Raw genomic sequence first — 19,466 nt, forward strand, 5'->3', positions numbered from 1 at the left:
CGGTCGATCTCTTCAATACGGGCAGGTACGGTGCGAGACTTCTGCGGCGCCATCCGAACGGAAGCTCAGGAGCCCGCGCCCGGCTCGGGGGGCGGGACACCGTCGCACCGAGACGAGGATCGCCATGCATCCCGGTGTCATCGCCGCCGCGCACCCCCACCGCCCCGCCGTGATCATGGCCGGCACCGGCCGGGTCGTCCGCTATGCCGAACTGGACGCGGAATCCAACCGCTTCGCCCACCTGCTGTACGACGCCGGGCTGCGCCCGGGGGACCACCTCGCCATCGCGCTGGAGAACCATCCGCTCTACCTCGCGCTCACGTGGGCCGCGCAGCGCTCCGGGCTGATCTACACGCCGGTGGGCGTACGGCTGCACCCCGACGAACTGGCCTACGTCGTGGACAACTGCGGAGCCCGCGTGTTCGTCTCCTCCGCCGCGCTGGCCGCCCTGGCGAGCGCCATCCGCGACCGGGCGCCCCGGGTGGAACGGTGGCTGATGCTGGACGGCGCGGCACCCGGTTTCGAACCGTACGAGGTGGCGGTCCGCACCTGTCCGAGCACGCCGATCGCCACCGAGGTCGAGGGCGCGGACATGCTCTACTCCTCCGGCACCACCGGCCGGCCCAAGGGCGTACTGCCCGACCGAGCGCGCCACCCGCTGGGCACCGGCCCGGCCCTGACGCTGTATCACCTGATCGGTGCGCTGTACGGGATGAACACCTCGGGCGAGGGCGGTGACGTCTACCTGTGTCCCGCGCCGCTCTACCACGCGGCGCCGCTGCGCTACTGCATGCAGTTCCTGCGCGGCGGGCACACCGTGGTCGTCCTGGACCGCTTCGACCCGGAGGCCGCGCTGGCCGCGATCGAACGCCATCGGGTGACGCACAGCCAGTGGGTGCCGACGATGTTCGTCCGGATGCTCAAGCTGCCCGCCGAGGTGCGCGAACGCTACGACCTGTCGTCGCTGCGCTACGCGGTGCACGCCGCCGCGCCGTGTCCGCCCGAGGTCAAGGAACGCATGCTGGACTGGTGGGGACCGGTGCTGTACGAGTACTACGCCGGCACCGAGGGCAACGGCTACATCGGCTGCACCCCCGAGGAATGGCTCGCGCATCGGGGCACGGTGGGGCGGCCGATCCTGGGCACGCCGCACATCTGCGACGACGCGGGCCGCGAACTGCCGGTGGGTCGGGACGGCATCGTCTACTTCGCCGACGGGCCGCAGTTCTCGTATCACCGCGACCCGGCCAGGACCGAGGCCGGCCGCGACCCGGCCGGCCGGGGGTGGACCACCCTGGGCGACATCGGCCACCTGGACGCGGACGGCTACCTGTATCTGACGGACCGCCAATCACACACGATCATCAGCGGCGGGGTGAACGTCTATCCGCAGGAAGTGGAGAACCTGCTCGCGCTGCATCCCGCGATCGCCGACGTCGCGGTGTTCGGTGTCCCGGACGCGGAACTGGGCGAACAGGTCAAGGCGGTCGTACAGCCGGCCGAAGGCACCGCGGCGGGGCCGGAGTTGGCACACGAGCTGATCGCCTACTGCCGGGCGCGGATCGCGCACTACAAATGCCCCCGCTCGGTGGACTTCCGCACCGAGTTGCCGCGGCACCCGACCGGAAAGCTGTACAAACGCCTGCTCGTCGACGAGTACCGGGCGGCGGCGCGGGGTTCGGCCTGAGCCCCCCGAAACCGCCTTGACGCACGACGTGACCGCCTTGGTACGGTCCGCGCGTGTTCACCGCGCAGGCGATTCCGCACTGAGGGGCGGCCGGTGGGGGTGGTGTCGGGTGTGCCGGGTCGGTGGCGGTGGCTGGGCGCGGTCGCGGTGATCGGGCGTCAGGTCTCGTGCAGTGGGCGGTAGTTCTCCGGGCTCAGGCCGAAGGTCCAGGCGACGCCCTCGCGGGCGGTTCGGGTGTCCGGGGGCACGCGCAGCCAGTACGTGCGGGTGCTGCCGTCGGGTTCGGGGGTGGAGTTGAGCACCTCGACCATCACGATCGGCTCGTCGTCGTCGAGTTCGATCTCCCACAACACGCCGGTCTCGTCCCGGTCCAGCGGCTGGGCGCCGACCTCGCGCAGGTAGCGGTCGTAGCCGTAGATCTCCAGCATCACCCGGCGCAGTTCGGCGTTGTCCTCGTTGTGGATCGCGCGCACGGTCAGCCGGCTGCCGCCGGGGCCCAGGCCGCCGACGAAGTCGGCCGGGACGGGCATGCCGCGCCACGCGTGCAACGCGAAGCCGTCGGCGTAGGTCAGTGCCGGGCCGTCGCCGTTGTGCAGCCGCGACTGGTCGTCCCGGTGCATCGTGGTGGGCCGCTCGCTGACCAGCACGACCCGCTCGTACGGCCACCACCAGCCGATGTGCCGGGCCACCTCGCCGAGTTCGGCCAGGACCGGGAAGTCGAACTGCGGGAAGCGCTCCTTGAGCCCGTCGAAGACCGCGAGCCAGGCCGCGTCGTGCTGGCCGCCCAGGGCGCTGTGTGTGGTCGCGCGGACCTTGTCCGCGACGTCCCACCGACCGCGCGAGGCGGGGGTGCGCACGGAGGGATCCCACGCGCCCACGCCGGAATGCACGGCCTCGCGGATCCGCTCGGTCAGCTGCCGGGTGGGCTCCCACAGCCGATCGGCGCCCTCGGCCCAGGCCAGATCCCAGCCGGCCGGGCCCAGCAACGCGGTGGCCTCGGCCTTGGCGGCCGTCCAGGGGCCGCTCCAGAGCCGTTCCTGCACGGGACGGCCCGGGCGGCCGGGCACCTTCACCGACAGCCGGGTGGCGGCCAGATCGGCGGGCTTGCAACTGCCCGCCGCCACGGCCGCGGCCACCGCCGCCGCGAGCGGCGAGTCGTACCAGACCACCCGCTCCGGTTCGGGCAATCCCGCGGCCCGGTACACGGCCCGGATGGCCTCCTCGGCGGCGGGTCGATCGGCGGGGCCGGTGGCGGCGGCGACGTGCGCCCAGTCCGTGGTGGCCTCGGCCAGCGCCAACCGGTCGGCCAGGCCGAGCACGGAAGCGTGCCGCGGAGCCGGGGCGTGATGCGGGGTGGGCCTCCTGCGCTCGCCGGCCGGGGCCGACCGCGCGCCCTCGGAGGCCGTCCGGGCGGGCTCGTCGGTCGCGCGGCCCGGGGCGTGCAGCGGGGTTCGATGCGCCCGGTCGGCGATCGGTGCCGCTCCTCGGGCGGCCGGCCGCGCCGAGTCGGCGGCCGTCCCGGCGGGAGCGGAGGCCGGTGTCGGGGCGGCGACGCGTGGGCGCGGGGGAGCGGGCGCCGGTGCGGCCGCGCGGGCGGCCTCGGCCTCGCGGGCCCGCAGCGCCGCCCAGGCGGCGGCCGCCGGGTTGGCGGGCGCGGCGGGCGGGGCCGGCGGTCGCGGCGCGGGCGCCTTGCGGGGCAGCGCGATCCCGGGCAACTTGCGGGGCGGCGTGGCCATCGTGTCTCCCATGACTTGCGGTTGCGTCCGGGTCGGGTCGGGATGCGTACGCCCGGTGCTCGGGCCGGCCGGCCGGGCGGGCGGCACGATCGCGCCGAGTTCCGCCGAACACGGCCTAATCGGCGACCATCCGGACCGCGCCCGGGATGTATTCGCGTTGGCGGACCACGCGGTACCAGCCCTTGGGGAGGTCGATCGTGGCATGTTCCTCGTGCACGATCCGGGTGGCCTCGTCCAGGTGCAGGTGGCCGATCAGCATCGGTTCCGGGGCCAGGTAGAGGGTGCCCTCGCCGACGACCGCGTGGGCGTGCCCGGTGGCCTCACCGAGCGCCAGCACCAGCCGGCCGCGCGCGTCCCGGGGCTTGGTCGGCAGCGCCTCGACGCCGGTCGGCACGGCCCGCTCGCCGATCGGCTGCAACAGGATGTCGCCTTGACGGAACACGGCGAACCTCCATCGGGATAGTCGAATTGACGGTGGCTCAACTCCACCGCCGCACACGCTAACCACCTCGACCGACAACCCACGCCCGCCCACGAAGCCCAACAAGCCCCCGACGTCGGCACCGCAACCCCGAAGGGCCCGAGCACCGCCCCCTCTCCAGTCGCACGCTCAGTAGCCCGCCGGTCGCACCAGGCCGGTTTCATAGGCGTAGACCGCGGCCTGGGTTCGGTCGCGGAGGCCGAGTTTGACCAGGATGCGGCCGACGTGGGTCTTCACCGTCTGCTCGGCCACCACCAGGCGGGCGGCGATCTCGGCGTTGGACAGGCCCTGGGCGATCAGGGACAGGACCTCGGTCTCGCGTTCGGTGAGGTCGCCGACGCGGTCCTTGAGCGGGGCCCGCGGGGCGCCGGCCAGGCGGGAGAACTCGCCGATCAGCCGCTTGGTCAGGTTCGGCGCGAGCAGCGCGTCGCCGGCCGCCACCACCCGTACCGCGTGGGCGAGTTCCTCGGCCGAGGCGTCCTTGAGCAGGAAGCCGGACGCGCCCGCGCGCAGCGCCTCGTACACGTATTCGTCCAGGTCGAACGTGGTCAGCACGAGCACCTTGGCCACCGCGTCGGCGGAGCCGGTGATCCGCCCGGTGGCCTCGATGCCGCCGAGCCGAGGCATCCGGACGTCCATCAGCACCACGTCGGGCGCCAGTTCGGCCACCTGTTCGACCGCGTCGAGGCCGTCCACGGCCTGACCGACCACCTCGATGTCGGGCTCCGCGTTGAGCAGTACGGTGAAGCCCTGCCGGACCATCACCTGGTCGTCGGCGATCAACACCCGGATGGTCACGAATCGTCCTCCAACGGAAGTCTTGCCACTACCTCGTAACCGCCGCCGGGAATCGGCCCGTCGGCGAACTCGCCGCCCAGCATGGCGACTCGCTCGCGCATCCCGAGCACCCCGTGTCCGCCGCCCGGCGGGGTCGGCCGATCGGGCCGGCCGGCCGGTTCGGTCGCGGTGTTGGCGATCCGGATGGCCAGGCCGGTCGCCTGATATCCCAGCTCCACCCGAGTCGCCGCTCCCGGCGCGTGCCGCAACACGTTGCTGAGCGCCTCCTGCACGATCCGGAACGCGGACAACTCGACCCCGGGCGGCAGTGCCCGTCGCTCGCCAATGATCCGGGTGTCGACCCGCAGACCCGCGCCGCGCACGTTGTCGACCAACTCGTCCAGCCGGTCCAGGGTGGGCTGCGGCGTGTGTCGCGTGGCATCGGACAGCTCGTCCTCGGAGCGCAGCACGCCCAGCACCCGGCGCAGTTCGACGAGCGCGTCGATCGCGTTCGCCCGGATGCCGGTCAGGTTCTCCTTGAGCGCGTCGGACGGGTTGTCCACCAGATGCGGCGCGACCTGGGCCTGGATCGAGATCACCGACATGTGGTGTGCGACGACGTCGTGCAACTCGCGGGCGATCCGGGTGCGTTCCTCCAGCAGCGTGCGCCGGGCCCGTTCCTCGGCGGTGATTTCGGCCTGGACCACCAACTCGGTCCGGGCCTGCCGCCGCCCGCGCAGCGAGGCGCCGACCACCGCGGCCACGGTCAGGGTCAGCCCGGCCGAATACAGGTCGAGGTTGTGCATGGGGGAGAGGAACGCGACGTGGACCAGCAGCCCGACCAGCACGCTGAGCGCCAGCACCTCGACCGTGACGCGCGGCCGCGCCCGCAGCGCGACCAGGAACACCGCGGCGGCGTGCAGCACGATCCCCGCTCCGGTCCACGGGAACATCTGCGGGCTGTGCGGGTTCGCCACCAACGCGACCACGGCCATCGCCGCGGTCACCGCCCACCAGGCCTGCACCGGCCGGAACATCGCGGCCACGACCGCCACCGGCGCGATCGCGCCGAGCAGTACGCCGGCCCAGAGGCCCAGGCCGTACTGCCAGATCAACTGGTTGATGTTGATCACCCCGACCGGGACGGCGAGGACGACCAACAACACCGCGGACGCGGGCTGCCAGTCCCGCCAGCCGCGCGGAAGCGGGTCGGGCGTGGCCGTCCACAGGTCCGTACGCAGCGTGCGCGCCACCGCGCCCGCCACGCCCCCGATCCGGCCCCCACTCTCCCCCCGCACAAGATCAACCCTAGGCACGCCGCACCTCCGCCGTCCGGGCGGGCCCCGAGCGCGCCCCCGGCACCGACGCTAGGCGCCGCCCCCACCCGCCGACGTCCCGCCCGGGGGCTCACCCGCCGCGTGGCTCCGAAGTACTACGGGTATCAGGCCGCCGACCCGCGCGCGCCACCCGCACCCGCCCCGTCCGAGCGGCCCGACCGGGCGCACTTCACCCGCGCGGCCCGACTCGCGCGCCCCACCGGAGCGGCCCGACCCGCACCCGTCACCCGGGGCAGCCCGACCCGCGCCCGGCAACCGCCCGCCCGCCGGCCCACACCGCACCGCCGACAGGGGCCGCCGGTCGAGCCGGCCGGCGTGCCCCCCACCGTCAACTGCGTTCCTTGACCCCCGCCAACATGCCCTCGATGCGATCCGGCGGCCCGGGCCGGGAGAAGTACCAGCCCTGCCCGGCGTCGCAGCCGATCGCCCGCAGCCGCTCCGCCTGCACCGCCGTCTCGATGCCCTCGGCGGTCACCGTCAGCCCGATTGCGTGCGCCAGTTCGACCAGCGAGGCCACGATCCGGCCGTCCACCGGGTCGGAGTCGCCGGGTTGGCGCAGGCCCTCGACGAAGGAGCCGGCGATCTTCAGCTCGCAGACCGGCAGTCGGCGCAGATAGGCCAGGTTCGAGTAGCCGGTGCCGAAGTCGTCGATCGCGATCCGGATACCCATCGCGGCCAGTTCGCGCAGTCGCTCCAGCGGGCCACCGTCGGTGGACATGATCTGACTCTCGGTCAGCTCGAATTGCAGCCGGCCCGGGTCCAGACCCGTCTCCGCCAGCACCCGCTCCACCTGGCGGACCAGGCCCGGTTCGCGGCACTGGCGTTCGGCCAGGTTGACGCTGATGAACGGCGCGCCGTCCGGCTCCAGGTCCTGCCAGCGGCGCGCCTCGCGGCAGGCCTGCTCCAGCACGTGCATGCCCAGCGGCACGATCAGCCCGGTCTCCTCGGCCAGGCCGATGAAGCGGTCCGGGCCGACCAGGCCGTTGCGCGGATGGCGCCAGCGCACCAGCGCCTCGACGCCGAGCACACCGCCGTCGGCGAGCGAGACGAGTGGCTGGTAGTCGACGTAGAACTCGCCGTGGTGCAGTGCGGCGGGCATCTCCGCGGACAGCGTGTAGCGGGCCACCTCGCGGTCGTTGCGGTCGGTGTCGAACACCGTCCAGCGCCCGCGTCCGTCGGATTTGGCCCAGTAGAGCGTTATGTCGGCCGCACGCAGCGTGTCCGCCGGGCTGGTGCCGGCCACCGGCCGCTCGACGATGCCGATGCTGGCGGTCACCGTCAGGTCGTGGCCGCGGATCCGGAACGGCTCGCGCAGTGCGGCGAACACGCCGTCCGCCAGCGCCACGACCTGTCCGGTGCCGGTGGAGTGCTCGACCAGGATGACGAACTCGTCGCCGCCCATCCGGGCCATCAGGTGCCCGGCCTGGCCCGCGTAGCGGCTCAGCCGTCGGGCGACCGCGACCAGCAACTGGTCGCCCACGTCGTGCCCGAGGCTGTCGTTGACCACCTTGAACCCGTCCAGGTCCAGGTAGCACAGGCCGACCCGGTCACCGGGGCCCGGGTGTTCGAACGCCGCGGTCAGCCGCTCGACGAACAGCGCCCGGTTGGGCAGCCCGGTGAGCTGGTCGTGCATCGCCTGATGGCGCAGGCGGGTGTGCAGGCGATGCCGGTCGGTGACGTCCTCCAGCATGCAGACCTGGTACTCGGGGTTGCCCTTGGAGTCGCGGACCAGGGACAACGACAGGTGTGTCCACAGCGTCTCGCCGTCGGCCTTCTCGAACTGCTTCTCCAGGGCGAAGTGGTCGCGTTCGCCGGTGATCAACTCGTCGTAGAGCTTCCACATGTGGTCGGTGTCGCCGTCGTGCATGAAGTCGCGGACCTGCCGCTTGCACATCTCCTCGACGCTGGCCGCGAACATCGTGGTCATCGCCTGGTTGACGTCGATCACGTTGCCGTCGACGTCGCCGATCCCGATGCCGATAGCGGCCTGATCGAAAACCGCCCGAAAGCGCGCTTCACTCGTGTGCAGTGCGTGCTCGGCGCTGTCCCGGGCGACCAGGACGGCGGCGTGGATGGCCTCCTGCTCGTCCAGAGTGCGCCGGCGCAGCGCCTCCGCGTAGCCCGCGGCGAGGGCGCCCATCAGCGCGGCGATCCGCTCCAGGTATGCGTCGGGGTCCTCGCCGCGGCCGACCGCTTCGCGACACAGGATGGGCCACCACGGGCCGACCAGTCCCAGCGTGCGCTCCAGCGTGCCGCTGCCGGTGAAGTGTTCGCCGACGAGGGACGCGCCGACCTCGCGCGCGATGGCCGGGTCGAACGGCTCGGTGCGCAGCGCCTGCGCCAGGCGCAAGGCCTGCTCGCGCAGGTATTGCTCGATCTCGGCACCGCTCAACGGGACGAAACTGGTGCCCTCGATGGTGCGGGCCCAGTCGCGGGCGAATCGGCTCAGCGACGCCCCGGCCCCGTCGGCCCGCGCGTCGTCCGTACCGCCGTTCACCCTGCGCTCCCCACGGTGGTCCGGGCGCACATGCCGTCCCCCCGGCACGCCTGGACCCACGCTGTGCCCGGCGCCCACGATGGTCGATCCACCGCCCCACCTTTCCTCCTCGGGGGCGATCCGCCACCGCGCAATGTCGGTGCGGTCGCCGCTCGGACGAGCCGGCCGCAATCCCCAGCGGCCGTGTGAACGAGCCACATCACCCGTTATCACCCGTTCGGACGAGCCGGTTGGTACCTCCGGTGTGTCCCGACGATCGCGTGATCATCGTTGACGGTATCCGCCGCGGCGCGGAAACGTCTTGTAGTTGGACACGGCGCGAGGAGCATCACTCCGGAGAGGGACAGGTGGTGCGCGCGGGTCCGTACCGAATTGTGGCGTACGCCCTCGCGCTCCGGCGCACGCAGGGCTCCCCACGCGACGACTGACGGACCATCAGGTTGCCGCCCCCGGGCAACGGTACGCTCTACCGGCTTGAGTCGGCGAGGTGGGGCGTCGTCGCCGCGGGTGAACGGCGGACCGCCCGAGGGGAGGGTGTGGTCTCGATGTTGGTCGAACTCGCGGTCGCGGACGCGTACGGAGCCGGGTTCGAGTACGCGGATCGAGCGTTCGTCGTGCGAGGCAACACACTCGCCGGTTATGTGCAGCATCCTCGTCATCGTGACGTGCTGCCCGGCCGATACACCGACGACACGCAGATGAGTATCGCGGTCGCCGAATGGTTGCTCGGTGACGATCACGGGATACCGGCGCTCGCGGACCTGTTCGTGCGGGCGTACAAGCGCGACGCGCGCGCCGGATACGCGCGGGGATTTCGGGGCGTATTGGAGGAAGTCGCCGACGGCACGGAGCTGCTGGAGGTGTTGCGGCCGGAGAGCGACAAGAGCGGCGCGGCGATGCGTGCGGGTGTGCTGGGCCTGCTGCCGGATCTCGCCGACGTGCGCCGCACGGCCGCGCTCCAGGCCCGGATCACCCACCGCACGCTCGGCGGGATGACCTCGGCGACCGCGGCGGCGCTCGCGGTGCACTACTGCCGGTACGACCTGGGCCCGGTCGCCGAGCTGCCGATGTGGCTGGTGGCGACGCTGCCGGCCTCGACGGGCCCGGCCGTGTGGGCGCAGCCGTGGCGCGGCAAGGTCGGCTCGCCGGGCATGGACAGCACCCGCGCGGCGATCACCGCACTGGCCGCGCACACCGGCACGGCCGCGTTGCTGAAGGCATGCGTGGCGTACACCGGCGACGTGGACACGGTGGCCACCATCGCGCTCGCGGCGGCGAGTTGCTCGGCGCAGTACACCCAGGACCTGCCGCCCGCCCTGCTGGCGGGCCTGGAGAACGGCCCGTACGGGCGGGACCATCTCGCGGGCCTGGACGCGCGATTGACGGCCCGGTTCGGCTGAGCCCGCCGTTCGGCGGCCGCTTCGCGGTCGCGCGCCGGTGAAAGGTCGGCGAAAGATCCGGCCCGGACGCCCCGAGGGGTGGACCGGCGAAACACGAGAGGCCCCCCGGCGAACCGGGGGGCCTCTCGCTTTGCCTGGAGCCCCAATACGGAATCGAACCGTAGACCTTCTCCTTACCATGGAGACGCTCTACCGACTGAGCTATTGGGGCCTGCGCGGCGAAAACTTACCGGATCCGCGTTCGGTTCGCCAACTTGATCCACGAGCGGCTCCGGGGCGCCCTCACCGGGCGGCGCTCACCACTCGCCGGGGTTCATCGTGAAGTGTGCGTACGGGACGGTCCACTCCACCTCGCGGGCGGCCTGCGCGCGTTCGTCGTAGGCGGTGCCGTGGTCGCCGGTGACGATCGCGAAGCAGGGCCTGCGGCAGCTCATCGCGCGAAACAGCCGGCCGATGTGCCGGTCCACGTACTCCAGTGCGGCGGCGTGGGTGTCGCGGTTGTCGCCGTCGGCGGCGGTGGCGCCCGGGGTGTGGAACCAGTTCGGCCGGCCGATGGCGGCGACGTCGACGAGCAGGAAGAGCCGGCGGTCCGGGTCCAGGCCGCCGACCACCAGTTCGGCGCGGGCGACCTGGGCCTCGAACGAGATCGGTGAGGTGACGCCGAGTTCGGGGTCCCAGTGGCTCTCGGCGAACATCCCCGGCAGCACCGAGTCGAGCGCGCCCTGCTTGTCGAAGCAGCCGACCCCGCCGATGCAGGCGGTGTGGTAACCCGCCTTGGTCAGCGCGCTGGGCAGGTCCGGGGTGTCGAACAGCCATGTGTGCGCGTTCGTGGACTCGGTGTCGCCGAGCCGGGCGGCGAACAGGCGCGGGTGCGGGCCGGGGCCCTCCGGGGTGGGCAGATAGCCCGCCAGGAACGCGGTGTGCGCGGCGAAGGCGAGGTTGGCCGGGGTGTAGCGGCGCTGCCAGCCGCCCTCGGGCAGGACCCGGGAGAGGTTGGGCAGCCGGCCGGCGGCGGCGAGTTCGACGGCCACGTCGTAGCGCAGCGCGTCGAGCGTGACGAGCAGTAGGTCCTGCTCGCCCACGACGGCGTTCATGTCGGGACCGGTCATATCGGACATGCCACCTTCTCCGCATCTGCTCGGGTGTTCGGGGCCGCCGCCGGTGGCCCGCACGCGGGCGGCGAATGGATCGCCCATGCCTACCAGAGGGAGGCGACTCTTCGAGGGATAACCCCCTCGCCGGTGTTCGGGTCGCGGTGTATGTTGTTCTCAACGTAAGAACATCTCAACCGGAGAACAACCGTCGAGTCGGTGTCGGGAACGTGAACCGCCGGGGCTGCGTCGGACCTGCATCGCAGCGGGCACATCGGAGGGAAGTGCGACATGGCCGACACCGCCACCACCGAACGCGACTGGCTCGCGTCCTACGACCCCAGGGCCTGGGATCCGATCGCGGTGACCGTCGACATCGTCGCGCTGACGATCCGCCCGCTCGGCGGCGCCCGTCGGGCGGGCGCCGAGCCGGACGGTACCGGCGAGGATCCGGCCAAGGCGCTGCACGTGCTGCTCGTGCGGCGCGGCGAGATGCCCTTCGCCGGGCGGCTCGCGCTGCCCGGCGGCTTCGTGCGGCCGGTGGTCGGCGCGGACGGCACCCGACGGGAGGAAGACCTGGGCGAGGCCGCCGAGCGCGAACTGGCCGAGGAGACCGGGCTCGCCGCCGGCGCCCGGCCGGCCCGGGTGCACCTCGAACAACTGGGCACCTACGGTGCGCCCGGGCGCGATCCGCGGATGCGGATCGTCTCGGTCGCCCACCTGGCCTTCGCGCCGGACCTGCCCGATCCGACCGCCGGCGGCGACGCCGCCCACGCGCTGTGGGTGCCGGTCGCCGAGGTCGATCCGGACACGCTGGCCTTCGACCACGCGCGCATCCTCGCCGACGGCCTGGAGCGCGCCCGCGCCAAACTCGAATACTCGCCACTGGCCACCGCGTTCGCGGGTGAGGAGTTCACCGTCACCGAACTGCGCGAGGTCTACCAGGCGGTGTGGGGACAGCCCATGCACGCCGGCAATTTCCACCGCAAGGTGCTGTCGGTGCCCGGCTTCGTCGAGGACACCGGCGCCACCACCGCGCGCGGCGGGGCTCGCGGCGGTCGCCGCGCCCGGCTGTACCGCGCGGGCCCCGCACGTCTGCTGCACCCGGCGCTGCTGCGCCCGTCCCCGGAGGAGGACTCCCGATGACAAGGACGCCCGGCACCACCTCGACCACCCCCACGACCTTCACGGCCGCGCTCGACCTGCTGAGCGAGGCGCCGGACCCGCAAGGCGTCTTCGGGCCCTACGACGGCACCCCGGAGGCCTGTCTGCGGGCCGGCAACCGCACCTATCGACAACTCGCCCGGCTGCTCCACCCGGACACCGCGCCCGCCGACCGCCGGGCCGAGGCCGCCCGCGCGTTCACCGACCTGGGCGAGCTGTGGAACCGCTATCAGCAGGACATCACCGGCGTGACCGGCCGTCAGGTGGTGATCACCACCAAGCGCCGGGTCTACTCGGTCGGCGAGGAGCGCGCTCGGGGCGACATAGCCACGCTGTACAAGGTCGGCTACCGGGCCGAGGACGACGGCGAGGCGCGGGCGTTGCTCAAGCTGCCGCGGTCGGTGAGCGACAACGACCTGATGGAGCGCGAGGCCACCGCGCTGGAGCGGATCGCCCGTGAGGGCGATCCCGAGTACGCGAACTACGTGCCCCGGCTGATCGAGACGTTTCGGCACCGGGACGCCGAGAGCGGCGTCGAACGGCGTGCCAACGTCATCGAACGGGTGCGCGGTTTCCGCTCGTTGACCGAGGTGCGCGAGGCGTATCCGGACGGCCTGGACGCGCGCGACGTGGCCTGGATGTGGCGTCGCCTGCTGGTCGCGATCGGGTACGCGCACCGGGCCGGCGTCGTGCACGGCGCGATCACCCCCGACCACGTGCTGATCCACCCGCGCGACCACGGCCTGGTCCTGGTCGACTGGTGCTACTCGGTGCTGCTCGACGGACCGGGCGACGCCGACCGGCCGGAGGCGGTCCTGCGCGCCAAGGCGGTCGAGCACGTGCCGGCGATGATCGACCGGCATGCGGACCTGTATCCGCCGGAGATCCCCGGCAAGCAGCCGCCGGAGACCGCCGCCGACGTGTACATGGCGACCCGGTGCATCACCGACCTGCTCGCCGCGGACGCGCCCAAGCCGCTGCTGCGCTTCGCCCGGGGCTGCTCGCTGCCCGCTCCCGCCCGGCGTCCGCACGACGCCTGGAAGCTGCTCGGCGAGCTGGACGAACTGCTCGGCAAGCTCTACGGCCCGCGCCGCTTCCGGCCGTTCGCGATGCCCACGCGCCGCGAGAGCAAGGACCCGGCGGCCGGCACCGGCCCCGTCCGCACCGGCGACCAGCGCCGCGACCGGAACCGGCCGGTCGATTCGGTATGACGCAGACTCGACCCGACTTCGCACCGCGCGGAGTCCGGTCGATTCCGCACGGCGCGCGGCCGGCCCTCCGGCCGACCTCGCGCGCACAGATCCCAACGCCTTGATCGATCGGGGAGTGAGCACCATGGGCAGTGGCAACTGGTCCACCAACGTCTACGACGCGGCACAGAGCTACAACGCGGCCTCGGGCCGCAGCGCGTTCCACTACGACCACGTCACCAAGCGCAGCACGCCGCGCAGCGCCTGGAAGGCGCACGACGACCTGGACCCGCGCCTGGCGGGTGTGCGGGAGAGCCGGGACAGCGACGAGCACCCCACGTCGCTGGCCATCTCGGTGCTGTTCGACGTGACCGGTTCGATGTTGCAGGTCCCGCAGACCCTGCAGACCAAGCTGCCCGAGCTGTTCGGCCTGCTGCTGCGCAAGGGCTACGTGCAGGACCCGCAGATCATGTTCGGCGCGATCGGCGACGCCACCTGCGACCGAGTCCCGTTGCAGATAGGCCAGTTCGAGTCGGACAACCGGATGGACGACCAGCTCGGCAACATCCTCCTGGAGGGTGGCGGCGGCGGGCAGAAGCGCGAATCGTACGAACTGGCCCTGTACTTCATGGCCCGGCACACCTCGATCGACTGTCACGAGAAACGCGGCAAGCGCGGCTACCTGTTCGTGATCGGCGACGAGATGCCCTACCGCAGGGTGCGCCGGGCCGAGGTGAAGGAGTTCATCGGCGACGACCTCGCCGAGGACATCCCGATCGAGCGGATTTTGGCCGAACTCCAGCGCATGTACGAGGTCTACTACATCCTCCCGGCGGGCTCGTCGTACGTGGGCGACACGGAGGTGCTCGGCGAGTGGAAGGGCCTGCTGCGGCAGAACGTGATCGAACTCGACGACCCGGACGGCGTCTGCGAGACGATCGCGCTGACCATCGGCCTCGCCGAGGACGCGATCGACCTGGACGAGGGCCTGGAGCACCTGCGCGAGGTCGGCGCCACGGCGCAGGTCGCCAACGTGTCCAAGGCGCTCGCCTCCTACGCCCGCACCGGCGGCGCGGTGGCCGTCTCCGGCTCGCTGCCCGGACTGGACGGCGCCGGCGACGCGGGCACCACGCGTCTGTGACGGCACGTCATATCGCGGTCGTCGACCTGGGGTTCGGCGACGCGGGCAAGGGCACCACGGTGGACCGGCTGTGCGCGCGAGCGCGCGAGGAGGGGCGGCCGGTGCACGCCGTGGTGCGCTTCAACGGTGGCGCGCAGGCCGCGCACAACGTGGTCACCGACGACGGGCGGCACCACACGTTCGCCCAGTTCGGCTCGGGCACCTTCACCCCGGGCACCCGCACCCATCTGTCCAGGTTCATGCTGGTGGACCCGCTCGCGCTGGCCGCCGAGGCCGAGCACCTGCGCGCGCTCGGCGTGCCCGAGCCGCTCGCGCTGCTCACCGTGGACCGGGAGGCGCTGTTGACCACGCCGTACCACGCGGCGGCCAACCGGGCCCGGGAGCTGGCGCGCGGCGCGGCGCGGCACGGGTCGTGCGGGATGGGGGTGGGCGAGACGGCGGCGTTCGCGCTGGCCCACCCGCAGGACGCGCCGCGGGTGGGGGACTGCGCCTCGCCGGGGCTGCTGCGCCGCCGGTTGACGGCCGTACGGGACGCGCTGAGCGTCGAATTCGGGACACCCCTGGGTCCGGACGTATCGGCCTGCGTGGAGGCGTTCCTGGGCTTCGGACGGGCCGTGCGGATGGTGGATCGCGCGTACGCGCGCGAGCTGCTGCGCGGTGGACCGGTGGTCTTCGAGGGTGCGCAGGGCGTGCTGCTGGACGAGTGGCACGGATTCCATCCGTACACGACGTGGTCGACCACGACCTTCGCGAACGCCGAGACGCTGGCCGCCGAGGCGGGCGAGGAGCTGTACCGGCTCGGCGTGCTGCGCACCTACACGACCCGGCACGGTGCCGGGCCGCTGCCCACCGAGGACGCGGCGCTGACCGCCGCGCTGCCGGACCCGCACAACGGGACCGGGCGCTGGCAGGGCGCGTTCCGGGTCGGACACTTCGACGTGCCGGCGCATCGGTACGCGGTCGCGGTGTGCGGGGGAGTGCACGGGCTCGCGCTCACCCACGCGGACGTACTCGGGCGGGCGGGTGCGGCGGTGGCGGGGTCGTACGAGGGCGTCGAGCCCTCGGTGGGCCCGGCGCCCGACCTGGCGCATGCCGAGCGGCTGACCGGGCACATGTTCGCCGCGCGGCCGGTGTTGCGGCCGGCGCCGGAGCCCACACGGTGGCCGGAATTCGTCGCCGCCGAGCTGGGTGCCCCGGTGACCTTGCTCTCGTTCGGTCCGCGCACCGGTGACAAGTGCGAGCAGCCCGTACTAGGCTCCTATTACTCTCCGGTAACATAGCGGTCCGAGGGTGACTCGAAGAGCGATTCGAGGAGCGCTCCGAGGAGTGCTTCGCGAGGCGTCGAGGAATCGGGGCCGGGTCGGTGGTCAGCGGCTTTACCAAGACCGCGTACTCTCGAAGCAGAAGTTGACGGACCGTCAGAACTGAATGTGCCCTGTGTCACGCGTGCGCCTTCGCGCGGGCGTGGCATCGTGGCGCGGAGATTGATGGATCTTGGGGCCGGAACCGTGGGCCTGTCGCCGCCCCCGTCGACGGGCATGACACCCTCGGACCGGCACCTGGGTGACCGGACGACCACAGGAGAACTGTTGTGAAAATCGTTGTCTGCGTGAAGTACGTACCCGACGCGACCGGGGACCGGGGCTTCAACGACGATGGCACCACCGATCGCGAGTCGGTCGACTCCCTGCTGTCGGAGCTGGACGAGTACGCGATCGAGCAGGCGCTCAAGATCGTGGAGTCCGGCGTCGAGGCCGAGATCACGTTCCTGACGGTCGGTCCGGACGACGCCAAGGACGCGCTGCGCAAGGCGCTGGCGATGGGCGGCGACAACGCCATCCACGTCAACGACGACGACATCGCGGGCACCGACGCACTGGGCACCTCGCTGATCCTGGCCAAGGCCATCGAGCGGGCCGGCTTCGACCTGGTCGTCTGCGGCATGGCCTCCACCGACGCCTCGATGGGCGTCGTGCCGGCCATGCTGGCCGAGCGTCTGGGTGTCCCGCAGGTCACCTACCTGGACGAGGTCACGGTCGAGAACGGCACTGTCAAGGGTCGTCGCGAGGGCGACGTGGCCACCGAGCGGATCGAGGCCGCGCTGCCCGCCGTCGTGTCGGTCACCGACCGCACCGGCGAAGCCCGCTACCCGTCCTTCAAGGGCATCATGGCGGCCAAGAAGAAGAACGTGGAGTCGCTGGACCTGGACGACCTGGGCATCGAGTCGGACCAGGTCGGCCTGTCCGCAGCGTGGTCGATCGTGGACACCGCGACCAAGCGCCCGCCGCGCGCCAAGGGCGAGGTCGTCGAGGACGAGGGCGAGGGCGGCGTGCAGCTGGCCGGGTTCCTCGCCGCCAAGAAGTTCATCTGAGTCGGTCAGCAGCACCGGACTGTTTCGACACGTTTGTGGAGGTCGCCCCCGGGGCGACCGAGCATCGCAACCCGGCCGGAGAAATCCGGGCTGTACCGGACAAGGAGAGAACCCCACATGGCCGAGATTCTCGTTCTCGTCGACCACGCCGACGGCGCGGTCCGCAAGCCGACCCTGGAGCTGCTGACCCTGGCCCGCCGCCTCGGTGAGCCGTCCGCGGTCTTCCTGGGCAAGGGCGCCGAGGGCGCCACCGAGACGCTGGGCAAGTACGGCGCGCAGAAGGTCTACGTCGTGGACGCCCCCGAGGTGGACGACTTCCTCGTCGCCCCGGCCGTCGACGCGCTGACCCAGATCGCCGGGAACGGCGAGCCGGGCGCGATCCTGGTCGCCTCCTCCGCCGACGGCCGCGAGATCGCGGCGCGCGTCGCGGTGCGCCTGGAGTCGGGCCTGATCACCGACGCGGTGGACATCGAGGCCGGCGCCGACGGCCCGGTCACCGAGCAGTCGGTGTTCGCCGCGACCTACCAGGTCAAGGCGCACGTCACCAAGGGCACCCCGATCATCACGGTCAAGCCCAACGCCGCCACCCCGGAGGAGGCCCCGGCCACCCCCGCCGTGGAGGCCGTGACGGTGGACTTCACCGCCCTCGCCACCGGCACCAGGGTCGTCTCGCGCGCCCCGCGCGAGAAGTCCGACCGCCCCGAGCTGACCGAGGCCGACATCGTCGTCTCGGGTGGCCGCGGCGTCAACGGCGCGGAGAACTTCCACGTGATCGAGTCGGTCGCGGACGCGCTCGGCGCGGCCGTGGGCGCCTCCCGCGCGGCGGTCGACGCCGGTTGGTACCCGCACAGCCACCAGGTCGGCCAGACCGGCACCCAGGTCTCGCCGCAGCTGTACATCGCGGTGGGCATCTCCGGCGCGATCCAGCACCGCGCGGGCATGCAGACCTCGAAGACCATCGTCGCGATCAACAAGGACGAGGACGCGCCGATCTTCGACCTGGTCGACTACGGCGTGGTCGGCGACCTGTTCAAGGTGATGCCGCAACTCGAGGCGGAAATCAACAAGCGCAAGTAGCGGCGGGCGGCCCCACGGCCCCTCCCCGCGCACGCGACGACCCCGCACCGGCACGACCGGTCGCGGGGTCGCCGCACATGCCACGACACCGAGAAGGCACGGGACGAACCCCCACCCGGGACTACTTGCCGAGTGCGGGGCCGTACCACTGGAGAGCCTGCCCGGTGACGGCCGCGATGCAGTCCCGGTCCCGGTGCAGGAGCGTCAGACCCTGGAGCTCGGCCGTGGCGGCGACGACCAGATCCACGGCCCCGGCACTGCGATGGTGTCCCCGATCGGTGAGTTCGTCCTGCACCTGCCAGGCGCGGTCATAGGCACGGTCGTCGACCGGAACCCGGCCGAACAGCAGCCGCATGTCCTCGATGCCCCGAGCGCGGTCCGCAGCCGTGCGCGCGCTGTGGTGAGGGCCGCCGCCTGACGGGGGTCGGCGGCGGCCGGGGCGGGATCGGGGCGGTGAGGGGGCTACTTGCGGGTGCCGCTCATGTCGGCGTTGCCGGCCGCCTTGGCGACCAGGTCGGGGATGACGTCGGTGAGTTCGGCGGGGGACCAGCGGGCGCCCTTGTCGACCGTGGGGCCGTTGGACCAGCCTTCGGCGACGCTGATCGAGCTGCCGGTGACGGAGAAGACCCGGCCGGTGACGCCGGCGGAGGCGGGGCTGCCGAGCCAGACCACGAGCGGCGAGATGTGCTCGGGGGCGAGCTGTTCGGCGAGCTTCGCGGCGGCGGCCTCGTCGGCGAACCCGGCCAGGTCCTCGGTCAGCCGGGTGAGGGCGGTGGGGGCGATCGCGTTGACCGTGACGCCGTAGCGGCCCAGTTCCTGCGCCGCGATGATGGTGAAGCCCGCGATGCCGGCCTTGGCCGCGCCGTAGTTGGTCTGGCCCACGTTGCCGAAGATGCCGGACGGCGAACTGGTGTTGATGATCCGGGCGTCGACCTGTTCGCCCGCCTTGGCCAGGCCGCGCCAGTACGCCGCCGCGTGGTGCGCGGGCGCGAACGTGCCCTTGAGATGGACCTTGATCACCGCGTCCCACTCCGCCTCGGACATGTTGGTCAACATCCGGTCGCGCAGGATGCCCGCGTTGTTGACCAGCACGTCGAGCCGGCCGAACGTCTCGATCGCCTGCCCGATCAGCGCCTCCGCGCCGGCGAAGTCGGAGATGTCGGAGGTGTTGGCCACCGCCTCGCCGCCCGCCGCGACGATCTCCGCCACCACGGCCTGCGCCGGACCCGCCGACGCGCCGGTACCGTCGCGCGCACCACCGAGGTCGTTCACCACGACCTTGGCGCCCTCGGCCGCGAACGCCAGTGCGTGTGCCCGGCCGATGCCGTTGCCCGCACCGGTCACGACGACCACGCGTCCCTCGCAGATCCCGCTCATATGGCCCCTCCGAATGCTTGTCGATCGCTTCCGACGACCGCTACGGGGGTCACAGTATGGTGAGACCGTTGCCGCGTACATCCTTTGTCCGACCATGCTGCGGGACGGGCGCGCGCACGCCGCGCGGGCGCGAAAGGACG

Annotated in this window: 15 protein-coding genes, 1 tRNA gene and 1 pseudogene; 8 read left to right on the plus strand and 9 right to left on the minus strand. The window is 72.3% G+C overall.

Annotated elements, in window-relative coordinates; all coding sequences use genetic code 11:
• The first annotated feature begins 124 nt into the window (after positions 1–124).
• A complete protein-coding gene (locus ACFZBU_RS31555) occupies positions 125–1,687 on the plus strand; it encodes an AMP-binding protein (protein WP_391587108.1) in 1,563 nt (520 codons plus the stop codon).
• 158 nt (positions 1,688–1,845) lie between these two features.
• Here the strand turns inward: ACFZBU_RS31555 and ACFZBU_RS31560 are convergent, their stop codons facing one another.
• The 5 genes from ACFZBU_RS31560 to ACFZBU_RS31580 form a co-directional block, all read right to left on the minus strand.
• Complete coding sequence (locus ACFZBU_RS31560) at positions 1,846–3,423, minus strand: DUF6745 domain-containing protein (protein WP_391587109.1); 1,578 nt, start codon at positions 3,421–3,423, stop codon at positions 1,846–1,848.
• A 115-nt stretch (positions 3,424–3,538) separates the two neighbouring features.
• Positions 3,539–3,865 (minus strand): hypothetical protein, encoded by a 327-nt coding sequence (locus ACFZBU_RS31565; RefSeq protein ID WP_391587110.1) that lies wholly within the window; start codon positions 3,863–3,865, stop codon positions 3,539–3,541.
• A 168-nt stretch (positions 3,866–4,033) separates the two neighbouring features.
• Positions 4,034–4,702, minus strand: coding sequence for a response regulator (locus ACFZBU_RS31570; protein ID WP_391587111.1), 669 nt, complete (start codon positions 4,700–4,702; stop codon positions 4,034–4,036).
• A complete protein-coding gene (locus tag ACFZBU_RS31575; protein ID WP_391587157.1) occupies positions 4,699–5,955 on the minus strand; it encodes a sensor histidine kinase in 1,257 nt (418 codons plus the stop codon). Before ACFZBU_RS31575 ends, ACFZBU_RS31570 begins: the two co-directional genes overlap by 4 nt.
• Before the next feature lie 391 nt (positions 5,956–6,346).
• Entirely contained in the window at positions 6,347–8,515 is a 2,169-nt protein-coding gene (locus ACFZBU_RS31580) for a putative bifunctional diguanylate cyclase/phosphodiesterase (protein WP_391587112.1), read from the minus strand.
• A gap of 545 nt (positions 8,516–9,060) precedes the next feature.
• Here ACFZBU_RS31580 and ACFZBU_RS31585 point away from each other — a divergent pair.
• A complete protein-coding gene (locus ACFZBU_RS31585) occupies positions 9,061–9,915 on the plus strand; it encodes an ADP-ribosylglycohydrolase family protein (RefSeq protein WP_391587113.1) in 855 nt (284 codons plus the stop codon).
• 135 nt (positions 9,916–10,050) lie between these two features.
• Here ACFZBU_RS31585 and ACFZBU_RS31590 read toward each other — a convergent pair.
• Together ACFZBU_RS31590 and ACFZBU_RS31595 are read right to left on the minus strand one after the other, a co-directional pair.
• Positions 10,051–10,126: transfer RNA gene (locus ACFZBU_RS31590), tRNA-Thr, on the minus strand.
• An 85-nt stretch (positions 10,127–10,211) separates the two neighbouring features.
• Complete coding sequence (locus ACFZBU_RS31595; RefSeq protein ID WP_391587158.1) at positions 10,212–11,009, minus strand: STM4013/SEN3800 family hydrolase; 798 nt, start codon at positions 11,007–11,009, stop codon at positions 10,212–10,214.
• A 288-nt stretch (positions 11,010–11,297) separates the two neighbouring features.
• Here ACFZBU_RS31595 and ACFZBU_RS31600 point away from each other — a divergent pair, with 288 nt between their 5' ends.
• The 6 genes from ACFZBU_RS31600 (at position 11,298) to ACFZBU_RS31625 (ending at position 17,949) form a co-directional block, all read left to right on the plus strand.
• A complete protein-coding gene (locus ACFZBU_RS31600) occupies positions 11,298–12,152 on the plus strand; it encodes an NUDIX domain-containing protein (RefSeq protein WP_391587114.1) in 855 nt (284 codons plus the stop codon).
• A complete protein-coding gene (locus ACFZBU_RS31605; RefSeq protein WP_391587115.1) occupies positions 12,149–13,381 on the plus strand; it encodes a lipopolysaccharide kinase InaA family protein in 1,233 nt (410 codons plus the stop codon). Before ACFZBU_RS31600 ends, ACFZBU_RS31605 begins: the two co-directional genes overlap by 4 nt.
• Before the next feature lie 124 nt (positions 13,382–13,505).
• Complete coding sequence (locus ACFZBU_RS31610; protein WP_391587116.1) at positions 13,506–14,501, plus strand: hypothetical protein; 996 nt, start codon at positions 13,506–13,508, stop codon at positions 14,499–14,501.
• Positions 14,498–15,781 carry an adenylosuccinate synthetase gene (locus tag ACFZBU_RS31615; RefSeq protein WP_391587117.1) on the plus strand — a complete coding sequence of 428 codons (1,284 nt, stop codon included), beginning with the start codon at positions 14,498–14,500 and terminating at the stop codon, positions 15,779–15,781. Before ACFZBU_RS31610 ends, ACFZBU_RS31615 begins: the two co-directional genes overlap by 4 nt.
• A gap of 329 nt (positions 15,782–16,110) precedes the next feature.
• Entirely contained in the window at positions 16,111–16,872 is a 762-nt protein-coding gene (locus tag ACFZBU_RS31620; RefSeq protein WP_391587118.1) for an electron transfer flavoprotein subunit beta/FixA family protein, read from the plus strand.
• Between the two features lie 117 nt (positions 16,873–16,989).
• Complete coding sequence (locus ACFZBU_RS31625) at positions 16,990–17,949, plus strand: electron transfer flavoprotein subunit alpha/FixB family protein (protein WP_391587119.1); 960 nt, start codon at positions 16,990–16,992, stop codon at positions 17,947–17,949.
• A 121-nt stretch (positions 17,950–18,070) separates the two neighbouring features.
• Here the strand turns inward: ACFZBU_RS31625 and ACFZBU_RS31630 are convergent.
• Both ACFZBU_RS31630 and ACFZBU_RS31635 read right to left on the minus strand, forming a co-directional pair.
• A pseudogene (locus ACFZBU_RS31630) lies at positions 18,071–18,349 on the minus strand (PIN domain-containing protein); the annotation flags it as partial.
• Positions 18,350–18,411: 62 nt separating this feature from the next.
• A complete protein-coding gene (locus ACFZBU_RS31635) occupies positions 18,412–19,326 on the minus strand; it encodes an SDR family oxidoreductase (RefSeq protein WP_391587120.1) in 915 nt (304 codons plus the stop codon).
• Positions 19,327–19,466 lie beyond the last annotated feature (140 nt).

Source organism: Embleya sp. NPDC008237 (assembly GCF_042956465.1).
Lineage (GTDB): Bacteria > Actinomycetota > Actinomycetes > Streptomycetales > Streptomycetaceae > Embleya.